A 21,463-nucleotide genomic window follows, 5' to 3' on the forward strand; every position below is an offset into this window, starting at 1 on the left:
GCGATCTCGATCGCCTCGGCACCGGTCAGGTCGTCCCATGGGGTCTGGGCCAGCTCCTGGGCATGCGCGACCACAGCGGTGGCTGTGTCGAGCGCTCCGGGAGGTGTCATGCGCTCATCCTATCGAACATCTGTTCGAACACGCAAGCGACGCGCGGGCCCTGTGGATTGTCACGCCGCAGGACGCGGACCTCATACCCGCCACAGCCACCGCCATGACCGGTCAGCGGTCGGAGGACCCCCATCGGGGCGTCCATATATCGCCGGGGCTCGGGATCGGGCTGTCGACCAGCGCCTGGACCAGAGCAGCGAGACCGGGGCGCCGGCCGGGGCCTCGTATCGAGCAGCAGCTGCGCGCGGCTCAGTCGACCCGGACCGCCCACCGCCGCAGCAGCCGGGTGGCCAGGATGTACGCGGTCGGTCCCTCCGGCCACTGCGAGACGATCTTGCCGCTGCCGGCCTGGAAGTAGTTGTCCGTCGCCGCCCACACGGTGCGCCGCAGCCGACGCTGGAGCCAGGTGTTGAACCGGCGCATAGCGTCCTCGCGCAGCCGGATCCGCCGCCGACCGCCGCCGTCGAGCCGGGCGATGAGGCTCGCCGCGAACCTCGCCTGCGCCTCGTAGAAGTGGACGAGCGGGATCGAGTTGGTGTTGGGGCCGTACATCATGAAGAAGTTCGGGAACCCCGGGACCATCAAGCCGAGGAAGGCCTCGGGTTCGCCCCGCCAGTGGTCGTGCAGCGATCGGCCGCCCTCGCCGTACACGCGGAAGTTGCCGAGGTAGTTGGCCGCGTCGAAGCCGGTCGCCAGGACGACCAGGTCGAGGTCGTGCTCGTCGCCGTTGGCGTCGACGACGCCGGTGCGGGTCAGCTCCTTGACGCCGTGCGGGACCAGCGTGACCTTCGGGTCGAGTAGCGCCGGATAGTAGGTGTCGCTGATGACGGTACGCCGGGCCTCGAACGGGAAGTTCGGCGTGGCGTGCTCGATGAGCTCGGGGCGACCGGCCAGCGAGGAGCGCAGGAACTCCAGGGAGGCCTGCTTGCGGCGGGTGTTCGCGCGGCCGCCGACGCGGGCGTGTCCGGAACGGAACTGGCGCAGGTCGTAGTCGAGATAGAGGCGCAGCCGGCGCCAGGCGTAGACCGGGGCGAGCCGGTTGAGCCGGCGCTCGCGCGGGGTGAACTCCCGCGCGTCCTTGGGCAGCAGCCAGTTCGGCTCGAGCTGGAAGATCTTGACCTCGCGGGCGGCCCGCGCGGCCTCCTGGATGATCTGGACCGCGGAGCTGCCGGTGCCGACCACCGCGACGGACCGGCCCTCCATGCTCAGCCCCTCGGGCCAGGTCGAGGTGTGGCAGAGGTCGCCCTCGAAGGCGGTCTCGCCGCGCGCGAACGGCGGCACGGCGGGGATGTTGAGGAAGCCCACGGCGCTGATCACCGCGACGAACGGGCCGTGCTCGACACCGTCGGCGGTGCGCAGGGTGTGGGTGGCGGAGGAATCGTCCCAGCGGACCTCCTCGACCTTCGTGTTCAGCCGGACGCGTGGCGTCACGCCCCACTTCTCGGCGGTGTGCTCCAGATAGCGCTGGAGCTCCTGCCAGCCGGCATGGGTGCGGGTCCAGTCGCTGCGCTCGAAGGAGAACGAGTAGACGTGCGACTCCAGGTCGACCTCGGCGCCGGGGTACCGGTTCTTCCACCAGGTGCCGCCGATGCCCTCGGCCGACTCGAAGACGACGTAGTCGATGCCGCGCCGGCTCAGCGCGACAGCGGCGGCGATGCCGCTGAAGCCGGCGCCGATGATCGCGACCCGGTGTCCCGGTGCCCGGTGCCCGGGTGCTGCTGAGTTCACCGCTGTCTCCTCCATCACGAGCCCCATCAAAGGCTTATTGGTCTATTGTTTAGGTCTTTTGCGAGAGTGTCAAGGTAGGCCGCGCATCGCGGGCGCGATGCCCGTCACCCGGCCGGATGGCCGGCGCTACTTGATCTGCGCCGTCCAGCCGCCGTCCACGACCAGGTCGGTCGCCGTCACGAACGCGGCGTCGTCGGAGAGCAGGAAGGCCACCGCGCCGGCGATGTCGTCCGGCAGCCCCAGCCGGCGCAGGGGGGTCCGGCTCTCCATGTCGAGCCGGCGCTCGGGCGAGCGCTCGTACAGGTAGTCGATCATCGGCGTGAGCACCGCACCCGGGCACACCGTGTTGCAGCGGATCCCCTCGGGGCCCAGCTGGAGCGCCAGTGAGCGCGAGAGCGCGACCACCGCGGCCTTGCTCACCTGGTAGGCGTCCAGCGGCGAGTCCATGCCGCGCAGACCGGCGGTGCTGGCCACGTGCACGATGCTGCGCCCGCGGCCGTTGCGCAGGAGGGGCACCGCCGCGGCGGTGAGCCGGCGCAGGGCGTGGAGGTTGACCCCCATCGTCGTCTCCCAGACCTCCTCGGCGGTCTCCAGGAACGAGCCGTCGCCGTCGAAGAGGGCGACCCCGGCCGCGTTGACGAGATGGTCGAGGCCGCCCCAGCCCACGAGCAGGTCCTGCGGGTCGCCGGACAGCAGGTCGAAGGCGACGTACTCGGCACCGGGCGGAAGCTCCACGCTGTCGGCCGGGCGGACATCGGTCGCGCGCACCCGCATGCCGTCGGCGACCAGCCGGCGCACGATCGCCGCCCCGATCCCGCCGCCCGCCCCGGTGACGAGCGCGGTGCGGCCGGCGGCAGCCATCAGGATCCGTCCCGCGTGAACGCCGCCGCGAGCCGCTCGCCGGCGAACCGCATCGAGTCGACCGCGGTCGGGAACAGCTCCTCGAGGCCGAAGAAGCCGTGGATCATGCCGGGCGTCTCGCACACCTCGACCGGGACGCCCGCGTCGGCCAGCGCCTTCGCGAACAGCGCGCCCTGCGGGCGGATCGGGTCGCACTCGGCCAGGACCACCGTCGCCTCGGGGAGGCCGGCGAGGTCCGCGTCGAGTACGGCGACCCGCGGGTCGCTCGCGTCGGCGGGCGAGGCCAGATAGTTGTCCTGGTGCCACTGGAGCTCGTCGCGGTAGAGCATGACGCCCTCGTAGTCGGGATCGAAGCCGATGCTCAAGTCGCAGGTCGTGACCGGGTAGACGAGCAGCTGGTGGCGCAGCGCGACGGCGCCGGAATCGCGCAGCGCGAGGGCGGTCGCCGCGGCGAGGTTGCCGCCGGCGCTGTCGCCCGCGACGGCGATCCGGGAGGCGTCGACGCCGGGCAGGCGGCCGGGCTCGGCGGCCCAGACGACGGCGTCGTAGGCATCCTCGGCGGCGGTCGGGAAGCGGGACTCCGGGCCGCGCCGATAGCCCACGCTGAGGACCGCACCGCCGGAGGCGAGGGCCAGGAGGCGGGTGGTCGTCTCGTGGGAGTCGATGCTGCCCAGCAGCCACCCGCCGCCGTGGAAGTAGACGGTCAGCGGCAGGTCGCCCGTCCCCTCGGGCACGAACAGCCGGGCGGGCAGCTCCGCGCCGTCCCGGGTCGGGACGACGACGTCGACCACCCGGGCGACCGGCGGCTTGGCGAGGCCACCGAGGTCCCCGTCGAAGTTGGCCCGGGCCTCGGCCACCGGCAGGAGATGCGCGTTCGGACGCGGCGAGGCGTGGGCGTCGTCGATGAGCTTCTGGGCGAGGGGGTGCAGCGGCTGGGGCATGACGGCTCCGATCGTCGGTGTCGTGGCGTGGCGTGCGGGTTGTGTCGTGCGGTCGGTTCGGACGGGCGCGGGTCAGACGCGCTCGTAGTAGCGCTTGACCTCCCAGTCGGTGACGGCTCCGGACTCGAAGGACGCGAGCTCGGCCGCAGCCGACGCGTGGAGGTGCTCGAAGACCTCGTCGCCGAAGGCGGCCCGGGCCAGCTTGGAGTGCGAGAAGCGCTCGACCGAGTCGTGCAGCGACGAGGTCATCACCTCGACCGACCGGTTCCCCCACGCGTTGCCGGCGAACACCGGCGGCGTCGGGTCGCCGGCCTCGATGCCGGCCAGTCCGGCGGCGATGGTGGCGCTGAAGGCGTAGTAGGGGTTGACGTCCGCGCCTGGGATCCGGTTCTCCACCCGGTACGACGGGCCACGTCCCACCAGCCGGAAGGCGCACGAGCGGTTGTCGTGGCCGACCGCGATCGCGGTGCCCGCGAACTGGTCGGGCAGGTAGCGCTTGTAGGAGTTGACGGTCGGCGCGAACAGCAGGCCGAGCTCCACCGCGTGCGCCAGCTGTCCGGCCACGAAGGAGCCGAACCGCGGTGACATCGCGCCGGTCTCGTCCGACCAGCACAGCGGCGAGCCGTCCTCGGCGTCCCACATGCTGACGTGGAGGTGGCACGAGGAGCCGACCTCGTCGATCTTCGGCTTGGCCATGAAGGTGACGGTGAGGTCCGCGCGGTGGGCCAGCTCCTTGATGCCGTGCTTGAAGAGCACGTGCCGGTCGGCCATCTCCAGCGCCTCGCAGTAGTCGAGGGTGATCTCCTGCTGGCCCAGGCCCCATTCGGGCTTGGAGGACTCGACGGGCACCCCGAACTTCGGCATGTCCGTGCGGATCTGGTGCACGAACCACTCGTCCCGCCCACCCTGGACCACCTGGTAGTCCGAGCGGTAGTCCGAGAGCATCCGCAGGTCGCGGTACTCGGCCCGCCAGGCCTCGGCCGGCGAGACCGCGGCGACGAAGAACTCCAGCTCGGAGGCGAACTGGAAGGCCAGGCCGTGCTCCCGGGCGCGGGCGAGCTGGTGCTTGAGGATCGTGCGCGGCGCCACCGGGAGCAGGACGTCGGCGTCGCCCTGGTAGGCGTCGCAGATGACCATGAGCGCGTGCGGCTCCCACGGCACCCGCCGCAGGGTCGCCAGGTCCGGCACCAGCCGGATGTCGACCCAGCCGTTGTCGGCGTTGGAGACGGGCAGGTCCAGCGGGTTCATCTCCAGGTCGACGGCGAAGACGAAGCTGCTCGCGTTGACGCCCTGCCCCTGCAGGCACAGGGTCCGGAAGGCGTCGATCGTCAGCCGCTTGCCGACCAGCCGTCCGTACGGGTCGGGGGCGGCGCAGATGACGGTGTCGACCTCGCCGCGACGGGCGAGGTCCTCGAAGGTGTCGAGGTCCACGATCGGGCCAGCGGGATGGTTCACAGGTGCTCTCCGTAGCGTCGAAGTTCCCAGTCGGTGATGGTGGTGCGCAGCCAGCGCTCGTAGCGCTCGGCCTCGTTGCGGCGGGTCGCGGCATAGCCCGTCACGAAGTCCTCGCCGAGCACGGCCTTCGCGTGGTACGACGCCTCGAGCCGGTCGGCTGCGGAGCGGAGGTCGGCGGGCAGCGGCTCGGCGTCGGTGCGCGGGCCGGGCGGCGGCAGGGTCAGTCCCTCGTCGATCCCGACCAGGCCACCGCCGAGGAGCGCCGCCGCGACCAGGTAGGGACTCGCGTCCGCGCCCGGACGACGGTGCTCGACGCGTGCGCCCGGGACCGAGTCGACCAGGACCCGCAGCGCGGCACTCCGGTCGTCCAGGCCCCAGGTCGCCGACTCGGCGACGAACATCTCCTTGTCCAGCCGCTTGTAGGAGTTCACGAACGGGAGGACGAGCGCGGTGAGGTCGCCCATCGTCGCCAGCATCCCGGCCAGGTAGCCCTGCGCGAGCGGCGAGAGCTCGCCCGGGCGCTCGGCGAAGACGTTGCGGCCGTCGCGAGCCAGGCTCGAGTGGACGTGCCCACCGGCGCCCGAGCGGTCGCCGTACGGCTTGGCCATGAACGTGGCCCGCAGGCCGCGCTCCGCGCACAGGTCGCGGAAGTACTGGCGGGCCCGGGCGGCGCCGTCGGCGGCCCGCAGCGCGGGCTGCGGCTTGAGCGCGAACTCGAAGAAGCCCGGGCCGAGCTCGGCATGGAACGCCTCGACGGGCGCCCCGACCTGCTCCATCCGGTCGACGAAGTCGGCCGCGACCGCCTCCGTCTCGCGCAGCCGGGTCAGGCTGTAGGCGTTCTCGGTGCGGCCGAGCGGAGTGCGGGTGTCGGCGTCCTCGATCCAGAGCTCGTACTCGAAGCCGAGCACCGGCTCGAGGCCGAGCCCGGCGTACCGGCCGACCAGCCGGCCGAGGAGGCCGCGCGCCGACGCGGGGATCGGTACGCCGTCCGCGTCGACCAGGTCGCCGATGGCGGCGGTCACGGCGCCGGTGCGCCAGGGCAGCTCGACGACCGTGTCGGCATCGACGCGGACCCGGGCGTCGGGGTAGCCGTTGGCGGCATTGCTGGTCGGGGTGTCGGTGACCTCGTCGGTCACCGAGAGGCCGTGGACGATCGTGCAGAACGCGAGCCCGTCGCCGTCCAGCTTCTCGGTGCGCACCAACTTGCCGCGGAGCCCGAGGTCGTAGTCGGGCACCTCCAGCTGGGTCAGCGCGACGCTCATCGCGCCCCTCCTCCCGCGCTCGGGCGGCGCCGGGGACTGCGGCCGACCCGTTCGTAGACAGCGTCCGGCACCAGCGAGGGATCACGGTAGATCCACCACGTGCAGGACGGGTTCTCCTCGGTGGCCGGCCAGGTCGGCGCGTCGATGACCCGGGTCGGGTAGCCGAGCCGGTCGATCGGCATCACCTCGTTGAGCTGGCAGCAGTGGACGCAGTAGGAGCAGATGCCCACCGTGTTCCAGGCCCAGTCGTGGGGCTGCGTCGTCACGGCGAAGTCGTACGGTGCCGCCGCCCGCGGGCTGCCTCCGGTGATGCCCGCGGCCAGCGAGCGACCGCCGGAGCCGCACGGCGCGAAGCGGAAGCCGATCCGGTCGGCCTCCTCGATCACCTCGACCGCGCCGCTGCGGTCGGGGCCGGTCAGATGGGCGTGGAAGCCGTCGAAGACCGCGACGGCGAGCTGGCGCGCCGACTTCGTCCAGGGTTGGCTCGCCAGGGCGTAGCGGCGCTCGTGGACGTCGTACCAGTCGGCCATGAGGTGGTCCCACAGGTCGCCGAGCGCCTGCTCGCCGACCAACCGGACGGCCACGTCGACCATCCCGGAGACCAGGTCGACGGCGTCGTCGTGGATGTCCTGCCAGCAGGCCCGGGCCTCCTCGACCGCGGCACCGGCGGCCGCCGCCGGGCCGCTGCGGCACAGCGTCGCGGCGTGCTCGGCGCGCTCGACGTACTCACCCCAGCGCTCGGCGATGCCGGCCTGGGGGCCCTGGCCGAGGAGCTCGCGCAGCCGGACCTCCTCGCGCTCGAGCAGGGCCGGGTCGACGCCGCGGGCCCGCACCCAGGCCGCCGTCGTGCCCGGCCAGCTGCCGTAGACGTCGCGCAGCTCGTCGGCCTCCAGGAGGGACACCTCGACCAGTCGCGCCGCGTCCTCCGGCCGCCCGGCGGACAGGGCCCGGCCGGCCGCGGCGAAGGTGCCCTCGCCGAGCTCGCTCCAGGAGCCGGTCCGGGTGACCCGGCCGAGCGAGGACTCGTCGGCCACCGGTCCGGGGCCGGCGACCAGGGGAAGGGGCACGAACCCCGTCGTGTCGGCGCTCATGTCAGCTCGAACCCTCCGTCGATGCGCAGGTCCGCCCCCGTCACGTACGACGCCTGGTCGGCCAGCAGGAAGGCGATCGCCGTGGCGACCTCGTCGGCGCGGGCGAACCGGCCGAGCGGCACCCGCGGCGCCAGCGCGGGCGGCAGCTGCGCCGTGGCGCCGTGGGCCGCGGCCATCGCGGTCGCGACGAAGCCGGGCGACACGGTGTTGACCCGCACCCCGCGGGCCGCGAGCGCCCGACCAGCCGTCCGGGTGAGCATCGCCAGGCCCGCCTTGGACGCCGCGTAGGCGGGGTTCGGGTCGGGGTTGCTCAGCGCGATCACCCGGTGCGCCTCGATCGAGCCCACGTTGACCACCGCGCCGCCCGCGGCCGCGAACCGCGGCCCGGCGGCGTCGAGCACGCGGTAGGCCCCCACCAGGTTGACGTCGAGGGTGCGCAGCCAGCTCTCGGAGCCGGCTCCGGCGAACCCGGTCTGGTCCAGGACCCCGGCGCAGTTGACGACGTACGAGAGCGGGAGGCCGCCACGCAGCCGGTCGAGCGTGGTGCCCAGGCCGTCCGTGTCGGTCACGTCGACCGCGGCGCAGCGGCGCCGGCCGTCGTACCCGCCGTCGTCCGCGGGGACGACCCGGTCCAGGCACAGCACCGTGAGCCCGGCGTCGAGCAGCAGGGTCGACGTGGCCGCGCCGATCCCGCCCGCCGCGCCGGTCACGACCGCGACCTCGCCGGCGTAGGTCAGGCTGGTCCCGCGTGCGCCCTCGTGCATGGCCTCGTGCATGACTCAGTCTCGGTCATAGCGGTCGGTGTGCGCCGCCTGGGCCGCCTCGAAGCAGTCCCGCGGAGCGCGGATCACGCCGGCGCCGATCTGGCCGCCGTCCCGACCGGCGAGGCCGACGTCCATCACGGGCAGGATGCCGGTCGCGAGGACCTTGCGGACATCGACGGCCGTCGGGGTCCCGCGGAAGGAGAAGAGCGGGATCCGGTAGTCGGGGTTCTCCCCGTGGGTGATCTCGTACATCTCCTTGTTGCGCTCGATCATCACCTCGGGCGAGCCGCCCTGGTAGTCCTGGAGCGACAGCGCGCAGGCCTGCGCGAAGCCGCCGAGGCCGACGGTCTCGGTGATAGGGGACTCCCCGCCCATCCAGGTGATCTCGTCCTCGGTGTGCCCGGCGAAGAGCTTGCCCTGGTGGATCGGCGGCGGGCCCTCGAACCACTGGTCGCCGAGACCGGCGACCTTGATCGCGAAGCCGCGGCAGCTGAAGGCCATGGCCGAGACCAGCGTCGAGCCCGCGACGTCCTTCATCGCGTCGGCGCTGGCCTTGGACGCGGCCATCGACAGGCGCAGGAAGAAGTAGTCGTTCTCGGCGAGGTGCAGCATCGTCTCCCGGACGTGCGGCACCCCCTCCTGGATCATGTCGAGGACGGCGGGCAGGATCTCGCGGTTGAACAGCACGGAGGCGGCCGCGTTGCGGCTGTGCACCTCGTCGCCCATCCGCAGCGCGCGGGCGATGAGCGGCTTGAGGGCGATGCCGCCCTCGCGCCGGATCGCCTCACCGACGACGGGCGCCAGCACCTCGTTGACGTGGAGCAGCCGCTCGTGGACGCCCTCGTCGTAGCAGCCGTAGTTGAGGCGGCGCGGCTCCTTGCCCTCGTAGAAGTTGCAGAAGCCGATATTGCCGTGAGTGCGGTTCTCGACCACGAAGACCGGCATCGAGGCGGTGTAGATGCCCGCCAGCGAGCCGACCGCGCCGTAGTCGTGGCAGGCGCCGACCCGGATCGTGCCGTTCTCGAAGCCGGCGATCGCCTCCTCGCGGGTGCCGGCCAGCCCCTCGAAGAGGGCACCGCCGATCAGCGCCTCGCGCTGGCCGCCGACGTACTCCGACCACGGCATGGGCGCCCCGGAGGTGAGCACGAGGTCGTCGGTGTAGCCGGGGATCACCTCGCGGGCCGGGCGGACGTCGACGACCCACGGATCGGCCGCGGTGAGCCGGGCGAACGCCTCGGCGTTGGCGGCGTCGACGTCGACGTCGGTGCCGGCGGCCAGACCACCCACGGTCACCACGCGACGACCCCGCCGTCGACGAGCAGCGTCTGCGCGGTGATGAAGGACGCCCGGTCGGAGAGCAGGAACTCCACCGCCTCGGCGACCTCGTGCGGCTCACCGATCCGCTTGAGCATCGCGTACGACGCGGAGAGCTCCTCGCCACCGGAGACGCGGGCCATCGACGGGCTCATCGGCGCCCGGATCACGCCCGGGGCGACGTTGTTGACGCGGATGCCGCGCTCGGCGAGCTCCTCGGCCGTGTAGCGGGTGTACGCCGCGATGCCGGCCTTGGTGGCGCCGTACACCGACGCGCCGCGGAAGCGGCCGAAGTGGCCGGTGAGGCTGCCCACGTTGACGATGGCGCCGCCCTCGGCGAGCAGCGGTGCGCACACGTCGGTGACCCGGGCCATGCCCGCGATGTTCACCTGGAACATCAGGTCCAGCTTGGCCTCGTCGAGCTCGCCGAGGAACGAGTCGCGCAGGATCCCCGCGCAGTTGACGACACCGCGCAGCGTCTCCCCCGGGGCGACGGCGCCGGCGACGGCCTGCTCGACGCTCCCCCGGTCGGTCACGTCCATCACCACCGAGGTCACACCGGCCAGTGCCGGAGCGGCGAGGTCCAGGGCCTCGACAGCGTCCTTCAGATCGGCCGCGACCGGCTCGAAGCCGCCCTCGACGAGACGACGGCAGATGGCCTGGCCGATGACTCCGGCGCCGCCGGTGACGATGACTTTGCGACTCACGAACGGGTCCCTTCCCGACGGGTGAACATGATGGGTCCAGTTTGTGGGCCATTCGATCTAAAGGTCAAGTCTTTAGGTCTTTTATTTGGCAGGCGCGGTCGTCGCCCCCCGGATCGATTGGCTCAGACAATCGGACTTTGGGTGGGACCCGGTCCGCTAACCTGTGCGGTCTCGGAGTGCTGTCATCGCGGGCTCCAGGAAGGAGACGGCAGCCATGGACCCGGTCACCCTCGGCCTGACCCCCGTACGGCAGATCGCCGCGCACGAACTGGTCCTCGACCAGATGCGCCGCTCGATGGAGAGCGGCCAGTTCCGCCCCGGCGACCGGCTGCCCTCGGAGCGCGACCTCGCCGAGATGCTCGACGTCTCCCGCACGGTCGTCCGCGCCGCGGTCGCCGTCCTCGAGCGCGAGGGGCTGATCGTCGTCCGGCGCGGCCGGGGCGGTGGGTTCATCGTGCAGGCGCCGACCTACGACGCCGCGGAGACGCGACGGATGATGAAGGCCAACAAGGCAGCCGTCCGCGATGCCTTCGACTTCCGCGTGATCGTCGAGGGTGCCGCCTCACGGCTGGCCGCCGAGCGACGCCGCGCCAAGGAGCTGGCCGACCTCCGGTCGCTGCTCACCCAGATGGACGCCGCGCTCACGGCCTCTCTGGAGGACCAGACCCCACACAAGGTCATCGAGTTCCAGACCCTCGACACCGCCTTCCACATGGGCATCGCCCGGGTGGCCCGCAACCCCGCGCTCTACGACTCGGTGGCCGACGCCCGGCGCCGGATGTGGGCACCGGTGGGCGCGATCTTCGGGCGGCTGGAGGAGAACGCCAACGACCGCCACGAGGACATCCTCGACGCGATCGCCGACGGAGACGGCGACCTGGCCGCGACCACCATGGCCGCCCACATCGACGACACCCGGCACACGCTCGAGGCCTGGCTCAAGCGCTGAACCCGGCCTCGGCCCGGGCGCCGGCCTCGGCACCGGCTCAGATGGCGTCGGGGTGCTCCGGGAGGACCTGTCCCCCGTCGACGACGATCTCCTGCCCGGTGACGAACGAGGCGCCCCGGCCGGCGAGATAGAGCGCGGCGGCGCCGATGTCGTCCGGCTCGCCGAGTCGCCCGGTGGGGATCACCCGGGTCATCGCGTCGATCGCGTCCGGGCCGAGCCCGGCCAGACCCTCGGTGCGGACGGCACCGGGACTGACCGCGTTCACGGTGATCCCGTGCGCCGCGAGCTCCAGCGCCGCCGTACGGACGAAACCGAGCTGGGCCGCCTTGCTCGCGGCGTAGACGGACAGCCCGGGATAGCCCGTCGTCGGCCCGGTGATGGAGGTCGTCACGACGACCCGGCCGCGGCCCGAACGGGCCAGCAGCGGCGCCGCGGCCTGGACCGCGAAGATCGTGCCCTTGAGGTTGGTGCCGAGCACCTCGTCCACCGACTCCTCGGTCAGGTCCTCGATCCGCTGCTCCGGGTACACGCCGGCGTTGGCGCAGAGCACCTCGAGCCCGCCGAGCAGCTCGGCCGACGCGGCCACCATCCGGTGGCAGCCCGCGCGGCTCGCGACGTCGGCGACCAGGACGTCGACCGCGACCCCTTCACCGGCGAGGCGCTCGCGCGCGGCCGCGAGCCGATCCGCGCTCCGGCCGGTCACCACGACCCGCGCCCCGGCCACCGCGAAGGCGCGCGCGATGCCCATGCCGATGCCCTGGCTGCCGCCCGTCACCAGGACGCGCACGTCCTGCCACGACTCCACCACCATCTGCTCCTCCGGTTCGGTTGCGGTACGCCGACGCCGGCCGCGGTCCCGAGGGGACGGCGGCCGGCACGGCGCGGGTCATACGACGGTGTCGTGGACCTCGTCGAAGACGGTGCTGCCGATCCGGCTGTAGAGCTGCGGCCGGTTCGAGCGCAGGTACGCCGCGACCGCCATCGAGCCGACCAGCAGTCCCACCACGATCCAGGGGATCAGCTTGAAGAAGAGCGTGTCGGACGCGGCGCCCGCCGCGGCCTTCATGTTCGACAGCATCAGGTAGGTCACGAACAGCATGCCCAGCCCGCCGATGACCGGTGCGGTCAGCGTGCGCCACCAGTGTGCGGTCTCGGGGTGCTCCTTCTTCACATGGAAGTAGACGATCGTCGAGACCGAGCAGAGCGTCTGCACGATGAGCAGGCAGATGGTCGCCAGGATCGCGACCAGCACGAAGAGCGTCGCGTAGGGGTCGGCATCCGTGATCCAGCAGATCGCGAGCAGGACGATCGCGAAGCCGGTCTGCACGAGCGAGGCGACCCACGGGGAGGCGTGCCGCGGGTGCGCCTCGCCCATCCGGTGCCACAACAGCCGGTCCCGGCCGAAGGCGAAGAGGTAGCGCGCCGCCGAGTTGTGGATGGCGAGCGCGCAGGCGAACGACCCGAACACCACCAGCCACTCGAAGGCGGTCACCGCCCAGCTGCCGACGTACTCCCGGGTCGGTGCGTAGAGGAGGTCGAACGGCGCCGGGCCCGAGGCCAGCTCCACGGACCTCTGCGCGCCGTTGGCGCTGATCGTCATCCAGGAGATGAAGGTGTAGAAGACGCCGATGCCGATCACGGCGATCAAGGTGGCCTGCGGGACGATCCGCTTGGGGTCCTTCGACTCCTCGCCGTAGATCGCCGTCGACTCGAAGCCGACCCAGGACCAGAACGCCATGAGCAGGCCGAGCCCGACGACGCCCCCGGCGAGGTCGTTGGTGCTCAGCGCGCTGAGCGGGTTGACCGAGTCCCAGATGATGCCGTCGGGACCGCCACCCTTGAAGAGCACCGTGAACGCGGTGCCGGCGAGGACCGTGATCTCCAGGACCAGGACCAGACCGAGCACCTTGGCCGCCACGGAGATGTCGAAGTGCGACAGCACGGCGATCGCGACGGCCGCGACGACGGCGTACGGCTGCCAGCCGAGCTCGAGACCGAGCTGCACAGAGAAGGCCTGGTCGGCGAACACGGAGAAGATGCCGATCAGGCCGGCCTCCATCGTCATGTACGTGAACATCGACATGACGCCGGCCGCGAGGCCGGGGATGCGGGACCAGCCCCGCGACACGAACGTGTAGAAGGCGCCCGCGGCGGTGATGTGGCGGGCGAGGGCCACGAAGCCGACGCTGAAGATGGTCAGCACGACCGTGGCGATCATGAACCCGGCGGGCGCTCCGACGCCGTTGCCGAAGCCGACCGCGACCGGCAGGTTGCCGGTCATCGCCGTCGTCGGCGCCGAGAACGCGACGACCATGAAGACGACGCCCACCAGGCCGATCGCTCCGGGCTTGAGCCGGGCCTGCTGGGGTGTGGACTCGTCGACTCCCGACGGTGAAACAGGGTTTGCAGACATGCGCTGCCACCTTTCGATCAGATGCCGGGAGACTAGGCCGAAAAAAGGTCTAAAGACAAGACCTACAGACCTATTAGTCGAGAACATTTACGCGGGCGAAACCCGGGACCAAAAGGTCTATTGACTAGTCCTTAAAGCTCCCCTACGCTCGGCGCTGGCGGAGGACGAGGAGGACGACGAACGTGAGCACCTGCGGTGTGGCGGAGGGCCGGAGCGCGGTAGGACGGCCCGCGGACGTGCTGGTGGAGTACGCGCACGCGGCCGCCGAGCACGGCCGGGCCGCCGCCGCGACCGGCGAGGTGTCGGCGCAGATCCCGGAGCTCAGCCGGGTCGACCCCGACCGGTTCGGCCTCGCCGTGGCGCTCCTCGACGGGACCGAGATCCAGGTCGGCGATGCCGCCCGTCCGTTCTCGCTGCAGAGCGTCACCAAGCTCTTCGCCCTGTGCGCCCTGCTCCGCGACGAGCCGACCGCCTGGGAGCACGTCGGCTGGGACTCCTCGGGCGCCGGGTACGGCTCGGTCTCCGAGCTCGAGACGCATGCCGGACGCCCGCGCAACCCGTTCGTCAACGCCGGGGCGCTCGTGGTCACCGACCGGCTGCTCCATCACACGGGAGATGCTGCCGGAGCCGTCACCGACCTGCTCCGCGACCTCGGCGGTGAGCACGTCCAGCGCGACCGCCAGGTCGCGCTCTCCGAGGCGGCCCACGACCACCGCAACCGGGCGATCGCCCACGTGCTGGCCGAGCACGGCCGCCTGCTGCACGGCGTCGACACCGTGCTCGCCCAGTACTTCGAGCAATGCTCGATCACCGCGTCCGCCCTCGCCGTCGCCCGCGCGGCGCTGCTCCTCGCCGACCGCACCGGTGCCCGGGGACCGCTCGACGCCGGCGTCGTACGCCGGGTCAACGCCGTGCTCCTCACCGCCGGGATGTACGGCGCCGCCGGCGACATCGCCTACCGCGTCGGGCTGCCGGCCAAGAGCGGCATCGGCGGTGGGGTCGTCGCGGTCCTGCCCGGCGTCGGCTCGATCTGCGTGTGGAGCCCGCGGCTGGACCGCACCGGCAACTCCACCGGCGCCGTCGCCGCCATCGAGGAGTTCGCGCGCCTGGCCGGCTGGTCGGTCTTCTGAGCGCCCGGACGCCCCGCACCGAACGAACCGGACTGGAGATCCCGTGACCACCCTCCCCCTCGACCGGCCGATCGTCGGCATCACCTACAGCTCCGCCGAGCTCGCCGAGTTCCTGCTGTGGCGCAGCATGTTCCGTGGCGTGGTCGCCGCGGGCGGCGTACCGCTGGCGATCGACTGCCGCGACCCGCAGCCCCACATCGCCGACCTCGTGGGCCGGCTGGACGGCCTGGTCATCAGCGGCGGCGGCGACGTCGACGCCCGCCGGTACGGCGCCTCCCCGGACGACCCGCTGCTGCGCGGGGTCAACGCGCACCGCGACGAGGCCGAGCTGGCCGCCCTCGACGCGGCCGTCGCCGACGGCCTCCCCGTGCTCGCCATCTGCCGCGGCGCCCAGCTCGTCAACGTCGCCTGCGGCGGCACCCTCTACGTCGACCTGGGCCGCGACCTGCCCTCGGAGCTGCGCCACCGGGAGAGCGAGGAGGCGCTCGGCGAGCCCCTCCACGACGTCGAGGTGGTCGCCGGGACGACGCTCGCCGCCTGGACCGGTGGCGGCACGATCGGCGTCAACAGCCAGCACCACCAAGGCATCCGCACGCTCGCCGACGGCCTCGTCCCCAGCGCCCACGCCCCGGACGGCCTGGTCGAGGCGTTCGAGGACCCGCCGTCCCGGCTCGTCGCGATCCAGTGGCACCCCGAGGTGCTCTGGCCGAGCACGGACCACGCGCTCGACCTGCTCGGCGGGTTCGTCGGGGAGTGCGGCGGCCCTGGTGTCTAGTCGCCCGTGACGTCCGCGCAGCCGGCGAGCGCGTCACCCGGCACCGTGCCGGTGCCGGCGAGCGCGTCAGCGGCGCGGGCGCGGCCCAGGTTCCACTCCAGCCAGTCGTCGTCGGCGGCGGTCCGGCCGGCCAGCGCGCACGCCCGGTCGCGGCCGGTGCGCTCGGCGAGCGCGGGGATCGCGTCGTCGGAGAGGTCGCGCAGGTAGGTCCAGTCGACGCGGCCGGTGTCGTCGTACCGCGTCAGGTTGTGCCGCGCGATCCACGCGTCCGGGTTGACGACGGCGAGTCCGAGGAGGCCGACGGCGCCGCTGAGGAGGGCGAAGCGCGGCAGCCACGCGCCGCGCAGGCGGATCCCGCTGACGACGACGGCGAGGACCAGCACGCCCAGCCAGCCCTCGAAGACGTCGACGAGGAGGCGGAGCCGGGTGAAGCCGTAGGCGTCCTGGTAGAGGTCCATCCGGTAGAGGGCGGACGCGACGACGACGAGGGTCTCGACGCACAGCGCGCCGAGCGCGACCCGGAGCCAGAGCCGGTCGGACGCGGTCTCCCGGGGAGCCTTGCGGGCCGCGACGGCGATCACCAGCAGGGTGAGGACGGTGGCGACGGTCAGCTGGGCGAAGCCTTGGTGGACGTACTCCGCGTAGGTCAGCCCCGTCGTGCGGCGCAGGTAGTCGTGCCCGCCGAAGACCACCGTCGCCTGCGCGGCGAGGAAGACCGCGAACATGCCGACCACGACGAGCACCGGCGCGAGCCACTCGTAGCGCCGCGCGACGCCGCGGGCGCCCGGGACGTCGCGGTCGACCCGCGGCGGGTTCAGGGCGAGGTACGCCGCCGCGAGCACCGTGCCGCCGACGGCCACCGTCACGAACCCGCGCAGCACGAAGGTATCGATCGTCAGGTCGGGCAGCAGCGCGTCGACCCACTCGGCGACCAGCGCGTCGGCCGACGCGAACAGGGCACCGAAGACGACCAGCCCCAGCACCGACCAGAGGGCGGTCCGCAGCGCTGCGGCACCGTGCCCGACCACCGGCAGGGCGGCGATGGTGCGGCCCAGCCAGGGCATCCCGCGCAGTCCGGCGACCGGCCACATCAGCCCGGACAGCACGAACCCGCCGAGACCACGGCCGCCGGTGACCCCGCAGACGCACAGGGCGGCACCGGCGAACAGGCAGAGCACGACCACCCACTCGGCATCGCGGAGGACGGCCGTCGCGGCCAGCAGCACACACAGTCCCGCGCAGGTGAGCGTGAACGCCGTGTCTCTCGTGGGGCCAAGGCGGCCGCGGGTCGCCGACAGCACGACCGCCCCTGCGGCGAGCAGGACCAGGAAGGTGCCGATGCCGAGGGCGCGCTCGGGCAGCACCAGCCCGCCGAGCAGTCCGGTGCCGAGGGCGCCCAGCAGCAGGCCGGTGCGGGCGGGGACGCCGCGCTCGGGCCAGAAGCCGCCGAGGAGGTCGTCGGTGATCGACGGCGCCGGCACCGGGGCGGGGGGCGCGGGCGGTGGGGTGGTGGGGACGGACACGGGTGCCTCCGGGACGGGTACGGCGGCCGGGCGGGCCGCGGGGTCGAGCGGCAGGTCGACGCGGACCCGGGCGCCGATCCCGCCGGCGGGCGGGTCGAGGAAGCCGATGGTGCCGCCGTGCAGGTCGGTGACCCACCGGGCGATGGCGAGCCCGAGACCGGTGCCTCCGGTGTCGGTCCCGGCGCCGTCGTCGCCGCGGCCGCCGATCCCGCGCAGCGTGCCGAAGGCCTCGAACACCCGCTCCCGCGCGTCGGCGGGGATGCCGGGGCCGTCGTCGCGGACCTCGAGGAGGTACCGGTCGTTCTGGCGCGCCGCCGTCACCACCACGGTGCCCCCGGACGGGCTGTGCCGCGAGGCGTTGTCGAGCAGGTTGGCGACCAGCTGGTGCAGCCGGGCCGGGTCCGCGGTCACCACCAGGCCGGCCGGGGCGACGCGGACGTCGTACTCGACGTCGCGGCCGAGGACGGCGACCTCGGCCACGCACCGGTCGAGCAGCTCGGCGACCCGGACGGGCCGGGGCGAGAGCGGGGCCCGGCCGGCGTCGACCCGGGCCAGGTCGAGCAGGTCCTCGACCAGGCCGCTCATCCGCTCGGCCTGGGCGAGCGCGGTCGCGAGCACGGCGGGGTCGTCCGGCACGACACCGTCCACGACGTTCTCCAGGACGGCGCGCAGGCCGGCGAGCGGCGTCCGCAGCTCGTGGCTGACGTTGGCGACCAGCTCGCGCCGCTGCCGGTCGACGCCGGCGAGATCGTGGGCCATCGTGTTGAAGGCCCGGGCCAGCTCGCCGACCTCGTCACGCGCGGTGTCGGACACCCGGACGGCGTAGTCGCCGGTGGCCATCCGCCGCGCGGCGGCGGTCATCTGCCGCAACGGCGAGGTCATGCCGACGGCGAGCAGCTGGGTCAACGCGAGAGCGAGGCCGAGCGTGACCGGGATGGTCAGCCAGGCGGGGACGCCGCCGGCGCGGCCGAGGGTGGCGACCAGCGCCGCGAGGGTCGCGCTCGCCGCGACCAGCAGGCCGAGCTTGACCTTGATCGAGCGGACGCCGACCAGCGGCTGAGGCGCTGGCCCGGTCCGCCCGGTCTGGCCGGTCCGCCCGGTCTGGCCGGTCACCGGCCCGGCACCTCGAGCGCGTAGCCGACGCCGTGAGCGGTGCGCACCAGGTCCGCGCCCACCTTCGCCCGCAGGCCCTTCACGTGACTGTCGACGGTGCGGGTCCCCGTCGCGCCGTCCCAGCCCCAGACCTCGGCGAGCAGCTTCTCGCGGGTGACGACCGCGCCCGGGGTGGCGGCGAGACACAGCAGCAGGTCGAACTCCGTCGGCGTCAGCCGCACCTCCTCCTCGCCCCGCCACACCCGGCGAGCCGGGCCGTCGACCCGCAGGTCGCCGAGCTCCAGCGCCCGGCGCCCGGCGAGCTCCGCCGCCCGGTCGACGCGGCGCAGCAGGGCGGACACGCGAGCGACCAGCTCGCGCATCCGGAACGGCTTGGTCAGGTAGTCGTCGGCGCCGACCCCCAGGCCGACCAGGACGTCGGCCTCCTCCGCGCGGGCGGTGAGCATGAGCACCGGCACCGGCCGATCGGCCTGGATCCGCCGGCACACCTCGTGGCCGTCGTACCCGGGCAGCATGACGTCGAGCAGCACCAGGTCCGGCGTGTGCTCGGCATGCGCCGCGACCGCGCCCGGCCCGTCGAACGCCCGGACGACGTCGTACCCCTCGGCCTGCAGGCGGTCGGCGACCGCCTGGTTGATGACCGGGTCGTCCTCGACGACGAGGACCCGACGGTGCACGCGCTGCGCTGCCATGTCCTGAGGCTACGAGCGGGAGGCGCCGAAAGCCGGGGACGACGTGTGCAGGTTCTGTGCAGATCACCGGCGTGACGTCATACGTTCTGTGGGCTAGAGCCCACCGAACGTATGACGTTGCGGCGCTACCCGGGTCAACCGCGGGCGGCCAGCTCGTCCTCGACGTAGCGGTCGCGCGTGGCGTAGAGACCGCAGAGGTAGAGCGGCACGCAGAGCGCGAGGAGAACGAGGATCGACACGGTCCAGGTCCCCGTCGCCGCGTGCAGCACGCCGACGCCGAACGGGCCGACCGCGGCGATCAGGTAGCCCGTGGATTGGGTGAAGCCGGAGAGCGCGGCGGTCCCCTCGGAGGTGCGGCTGCGCAGGCCGATCAGCGTGAGCACGAGCGGGAAGGTGCTGCAGCCGACGCCGATGGTGAGCGCCCACAGCCAGCCGAGCGGACGCGGATCCGCCAGGAAGCCGAGGTAGCCGATCGGGTAGCAGGCGATGAGCGCCGTGAGCAGCCAGCGCTGGTCACGGAGACGCCCAGCGAGGATCGGGATGAGCAGCGACAGCGGGATGCTCGCACCGGTGGCGACGCCGAGCAGGACTCCTGCGGTCTCCGCGGAGTAGCCCGCGTCGCGACACATCTGCGCGAACCAGCCGAAGACGGCGTACGCCTGCAGGGACTGGAGGCCGAACGCGACGGCCATCGCCCACCCGAGCCGGGTGCGGGCGATCGCGGTGATGCCGAGGGACCGGGTACGGCGGCCCTCGTGGAGGTCGTGTCCGATCAGCCCGATCCACGGCAGGATGGCGATGGCGGCGGTCACCGCCCAGGCGCCGAGTCCGCGCGCGTAGTCGACGTCGCCCTCGGCGCCGGCGATCGGCACGCTGAGTGCCGACGAGAGCGTGAGGCCGATCGCCATCGATGTCGTGTAGACCGCGGTGAGCACGCCGACGTGACCGGGGAAGTGCAGCTTGACCAGCGAGGGCATCAGCACGTTGGCTGCCGCGGCGCCGGCCAGGGCCGCGAAGGACAGCACCAAGAAGAGCCAACCCTGGTGGACCTGGCCGCGCCACCACAGACAGCCCGCCAGCAGGACCAGCCCCAGCAGCGCGACCCGGTGCACTCCCAGCCAGGAGGCGAGCCGTGGCGCGGCACCGCCGACGAGCGCGAAGCAGAGGACGGGCAGCGTGGTGAGCAGGCCCGCCTCGAAGTCCCCGAGCGGTACGCCGGCGCGGATCTCCTCCAGCAGCGGCCCGACGCTCGTGGCCGCTGGTCGCAGGTTGAACGCGAGCACCACGATCCCGAGGACGACCAGGAGGCGCTGGAGGCGGGTGTCCCGGACGGCGTCGGTGGTGGCGGGGGCGGTCACGGGGTCATGTAACACGGCCCGGCCGGCGGGGATTCCGGCGGGCTCCGTCGGGGGCGGCTCAACGGTAGGTGACCCGCCGGACCAGCACCTCGAACGGACCCCGCCGATCCCGCCGCGCCAGCAGGTCCGCCAGGACGACCGATCCGGCCCAGGTGGCGATCGCGAGCAGCGCTGTGCCGGTCACGCTCAGGGTGCCCGCGAGGCCGAGCAGGTACGGCGTGAACACCACCGTCCACACCACCGACTGGAGGAGGTAGCAGGTCATGGACCGCTGCCCGGTCGCCGCGAGCGCGTCGATCACCCGGCCGCGGCGCCCCTCGACCAGGGCCTCCAGGGGACGGGCGGCCAGGGTGACCAGCGCGGCGTAGCCCAGCCCGCCGAGGACGCCCGCCGCGTCGTGCAGCGGTCCGATCAGCTCGAGCACGGCCGGCGACGGGACCGACGTGACACCCGCCAGCATCAGCGCGACCGGCTGGGCGCCGAGCACCGCCCCGGTGATGCCGGCCGCCGCGACCACCACGAGCAGCCCGCGGTAGCGCTCGGGCCGCTCCAGCACCCGGCGGCGCCCGGCCCACAGGCCGAGGAGGTACGGGCCGGCGAAGCCGATCGGACCGAACAGCGCGATGAAGGTCACCACCACCGGCCGCTCGGCCAGCTGGGTCGCGAGATCCGGCGGCAGCATCGCCACGTCCGGCGGGTCGGTGCTGACCGACGAGGAGTTCGCCGCCGGCAGCGCGTTGAGGACGAGGAAGAAGCCGGCCACCACCAGCAGCCAGCGGTCCGACCAGCGCACGGCGAAGGCGCCCACGAGCAGCAGCACGCCGTACATCGCGAGGATGTCGCCGACGTAGAAGAGCATCCCGTCGACCACGCCGACGCCGATCAGTACGGCGCTGCGCCGCCACAGCAGGCGGCGCACCCCTCGGGGAGGCACATCCGCCGCCTGCTGCCGCCGCACGATGTGCGCGACGCCGTACCCGAACAGGAAGCCGAACATCGGGAACGCCCGGCCGTCGACGAAGGTCGCGATCACCCAGGTCACCGCGGAGTCGAGCGCCGATCCGTCCATCGGGAAGCCACCGCGGATCGACGCGCCGGCGGACGTGCCGGTCAGGAAGTAGTGGGTGTTGGCGAGCGCGATGAACAGCAGCATGCAGCCCCGCGCCAGGTCCGGCCCGAGTGCCCGCGCCGAGAGCGCGACGGGACCTTCGCTGGTGATGCTCACCGGGCCAGTCAATCCGGGCGCCGGCGCCGGCACATCGGACCGCGGTCGCCG

Annotated in this window: 18 protein-coding genes; 3 read left to right on the forward strand and 15 right to left on the reverse strand. The window is 72.9% G+C overall.

The window, feature by feature from the left end; all coding sequences use genetic code 11:
• Positions 1 to 360: 360 nt before the first annotated feature.
• The 9 genes from RB608_RS21865 to RB608_RS21905 all read right to left on the reverse strand — a co-directional run bounded on the left by RB608_RS21865 (position 361) and on the right by RB608_RS21905 (position 10,234).
• Positions 361 to 1,839: an NAD(P)/FAD-dependent oxidoreductase gene (locus RB608_RS21865; protein WP_308090182.1), complete on the reverse strand. Its 1,479-nt coding sequence runs from the start codon at positions 1,837 to 1,839 to the stop codon at positions 361 to 363.
• 126 nt (positions 1,840 to 1,965) lie between these two features.
• Complete coding sequence (locus RB608_RS21870) at positions 1,966 to 2,700, reverse strand: SDR family oxidoreductase (protein ID WP_308090183.1); 735 nt, start codon at positions 2,698 to 2,700, stop codon at positions 1,966 to 1,968.
• Positions 2,700 to 3,641 carry an alpha/beta hydrolase gene (locus RB608_RS21875; RefSeq protein WP_308090184.1) on the reverse strand — a complete coding sequence of 314 codons (942 nt, stop codon included), beginning with the start codon at positions 3,639 to 3,641 and terminating at the stop codon, positions 2,700 to 2,702. Before RB608_RS21875 ends, RB608_RS21870 begins: the two co-directional genes overlap by 1 nt.
• Before the next feature lie 72 nt (positions 3,642 to 3,713).
• Positions 3,714 to 5,096 carry a glutamine synthetase family protein gene (locus tag RB608_RS21880; protein ID WP_308090185.1) on the reverse strand — a complete coding sequence of 461 codons (1,383 nt, stop codon included), beginning with the start codon at positions 5,094 to 5,096 and terminating at the stop codon, positions 3,714 to 3,716.
• Positions 5,093 to 6,358 carry a glutamine synthetase family protein gene (locus RB608_RS21885; RefSeq protein WP_308090186.1) on the reverse strand — a complete coding sequence of 422 codons (1,266 nt, stop codon included), beginning with the start codon at positions 6,356 to 6,358 and terminating at the stop codon, positions 5,093 to 5,095. Before RB608_RS21885 ends, RB608_RS21880 begins: the two co-directional genes overlap by 4 nt.
• Complete coding sequence (locus RB608_RS21890) at positions 6,355 to 7,449, reverse strand: hypothetical protein (RefSeq protein ID WP_308090187.1); 1,095 nt, start codon at positions 7,447 to 7,449, stop codon at positions 6,355 to 6,357. The genes RB608_RS21885 and RB608_RS21890 overlap by 4 nt, the downstream gene beginning before the upstream one ends.
• A complete protein-coding gene (locus tag RB608_RS21895; protein ID WP_308090188.1) occupies positions 7,446 to 8,225 on the reverse strand; it encodes an SDR family oxidoreductase in 780 nt (259 codons plus the stop codon). The genes RB608_RS21890 and RB608_RS21895 overlap by 4 nt, the downstream gene beginning before the upstream one ends.
• A gap of 3 nt (positions 8,226 to 8,228) precedes the next feature.
• A complete protein-coding gene (locus RB608_RS21900) occupies positions 8,229 to 9,509 on the reverse strand; it encodes a DUF1116 domain-containing protein (RefSeq protein ID WP_308090189.1) in 1,281 nt (426 codons plus the stop codon).
• Positions 9,503 to 10,234 (reverse strand): SDR family oxidoreductase, encoded by a 732-nt coding sequence (locus tag RB608_RS21905; protein WP_308090190.1) that lies wholly within the window; start codon positions 10,232 to 10,234, stop codon positions 9,503 to 9,505. Before RB608_RS21905 ends, RB608_RS21900 begins: the two co-directional genes overlap by 7 nt.
• A 214-nt stretch (positions 10,235 to 10,448) precedes the next feature.
• Between RB608_RS21905 and RB608_RS21910 the strand changes: the two genes are divergently transcribed.
• Positions 10,449 to 11,183 carry an FCD domain-containing protein gene (locus tag RB608_RS21910; protein WP_308090191.1) on the forward strand — a complete coding sequence of 245 codons (735 nt, stop codon included), beginning with the start codon at positions 10,449 to 10,451 and terminating at the stop codon, positions 11,181 to 11,183.
• Between the two features lie 37 nt (positions 11,184 to 11,220).
• Here the strand turns inward: RB608_RS21910 and fabG are convergent, their stop codons facing one another.
• Together fabG and RB608_RS21920 are read right to left on the reverse strand one after the other, a co-directional pair.
• Positions 11,221 to 11,991, reverse strand: coding sequence for a 3-oxoacyl-ACP reductase FabG (fabG, locus tag RB608_RS21915; RefSeq protein ID WP_308090192.1), 771 nt, complete (start codon positions 11,989 to 11,991; stop codon positions 11,221 to 11,223).
• Between the two features lie 78 nt (positions 11,992 to 12,069).
• Positions 12,070 to 13,596, reverse strand: coding sequence for an APC family permease (locus RB608_RS21920; protein ID WP_308090193.1), 1,527 nt, complete (start codon positions 13,594 to 13,596; stop codon positions 12,070 to 12,072).
• Positions 13,597 to 13,778: 182 nt separating this feature from the next.
• Between RB608_RS21920 and glsA the strand changes: the two genes are divergently transcribed.
• A complete protein-coding gene (glsA, locus tag RB608_RS21925) occupies positions 13,779 to 14,726 on the forward strand; it encodes a glutaminase A (protein ID WP_308090194.1) in 948 nt (315 codons plus the stop codon).
• A gap of 43 nt (positions 14,727 to 14,769) precedes the next feature.
• The gene (locus RB608_RS21930) at positions 14,770 to 15,501 is read left to right on the forward strand and encodes a gamma-glutamyl-gamma-aminobutyrate hydrolase family protein (protein WP_308090195.1); all 732 of its coding nucleotides are present in this window, start codon (positions 14,770 to 14,772) and stop codon (positions 15,499 to 15,501) included.
• On the opposite strand, the gene RB608_RS21935 is transcribed toward RB608_RS21930, so the two are convergent.
• The 4 genes from RB608_RS21935 to RB608_RS21950 all read right to left on the reverse strand — a co-directional run bounded on the left by RB608_RS21935 (position 15,498) and on the right by RB608_RS21950 (position 21,412).
• A complete protein-coding gene (locus RB608_RS21935) occupies positions 15,498 to 18,137 on the reverse strand; it encodes a DUF4153 domain-containing protein (RefSeq protein WP_308090196.1) in 2,640 nt (879 codons plus the stop codon). The two genes, RB608_RS21930 and RB608_RS21935, sit on opposite strands and share 4 nt — an antisense overlap.
• Complete coding sequence (locus tag RB608_RS21940) at positions 18,134 to 18,829, reverse strand: response regulator transcription factor (protein WP_308090197.1); 696 nt, start codon at positions 18,827 to 18,829, stop codon at positions 18,134 to 18,136. The genes RB608_RS21935 and RB608_RS21940 overlap by 4 nt, the downstream gene beginning before the upstream one ends.
• A gap of 134 nt (positions 18,830 to 18,963) precedes the next feature.
• The gene (locus RB608_RS21945; RefSeq protein WP_308090198.1) at positions 18,964 to 20,187 is read right to left on the reverse strand and encodes an MFS transporter; all 1,224 of its coding nucleotides are present in this window, start codon (positions 20,185 to 20,187) and stop codon (positions 18,964 to 18,966) included.
• A gap of 58 nt (positions 20,188 to 20,245) precedes the next feature.
• Entirely contained in the window at positions 20,246 to 21,412 is a 1,167-nt protein-coding gene (locus tag RB608_RS21950) for a DUF418 domain-containing protein (protein WP_308090199.1), read from the reverse strand.
• Positions 21,413 to 21,463: the final 51 nt, after the last annotated feature.

Origin of the sequence: Nocardioides sp. LHD-245 (assembly GCF_030929495.1) — a bacterium.
GTDB lineage: Bacteria > Actinomycetota > Actinomycetes > Propionibacteriales > Nocardioidaceae > Nocardioides.

Excerpts from the sequence above, each read along its gene's own strand:
- RB608_RS21870 (WP_308090183.1), bottom strand. The coding sequence starts at position 2,700 with ATGGCTGCCGCCGGCCGCACCGCGCTCGTCACCGGGGCGGGCGGCGGG.
- RB608_RS21875 (WP_308090184.1), bottom strand. The coding sequence starts at position 3,641 with ATGCCCCAGCCGCTGCACCCCCTCGCCCAGAAGCTCATCGACGACGCC.
- RB608_RS21885 (WP_308090186.1), bottom strand. The coding sequence starts at position 6,358 with ATGAGCGTCGCGCTGACCCAGCTGGAGGTGCCCGACTACGACCTCGGG.
- RB608_RS21890 (WP_308090187.1), bottom strand. The coding sequence starts at position 7,449 with ATGAGCGCCGACACGACGGGGTTCGTGCCCCTTCCCCTGGTCGCCGGC.
- RB608_RS21895 (WP_308090188.1), bottom strand. The coding sequence starts at position 8,225 with ATGCACGAGGCCATGCACGAGGGCGCACGCGGGACCAGCCTGACCTAC.
- RB608_RS21910 (WP_308090191.1), top strand. The coding sequence starts at position 10,449 with ATGGACCCGGTCACCCTCGGCCTGACCCCCGTACGGCAGATCGCCGCG.
- RB608_RS21920 (WP_308090193.1), bottom strand. The coding sequence starts at position 13,596 with ATGTCTGCAAACCCTGTTTCACCGTCGGGAGTCGACGAGTCCACACCC.
- RB608_RS21940 (WP_308090197.1), bottom strand. The coding sequence starts at position 18,829 with ATGGCAGCGCAGCGCGTGCACCGTCGGGTCCTCGTCGTCGAGGACGAC.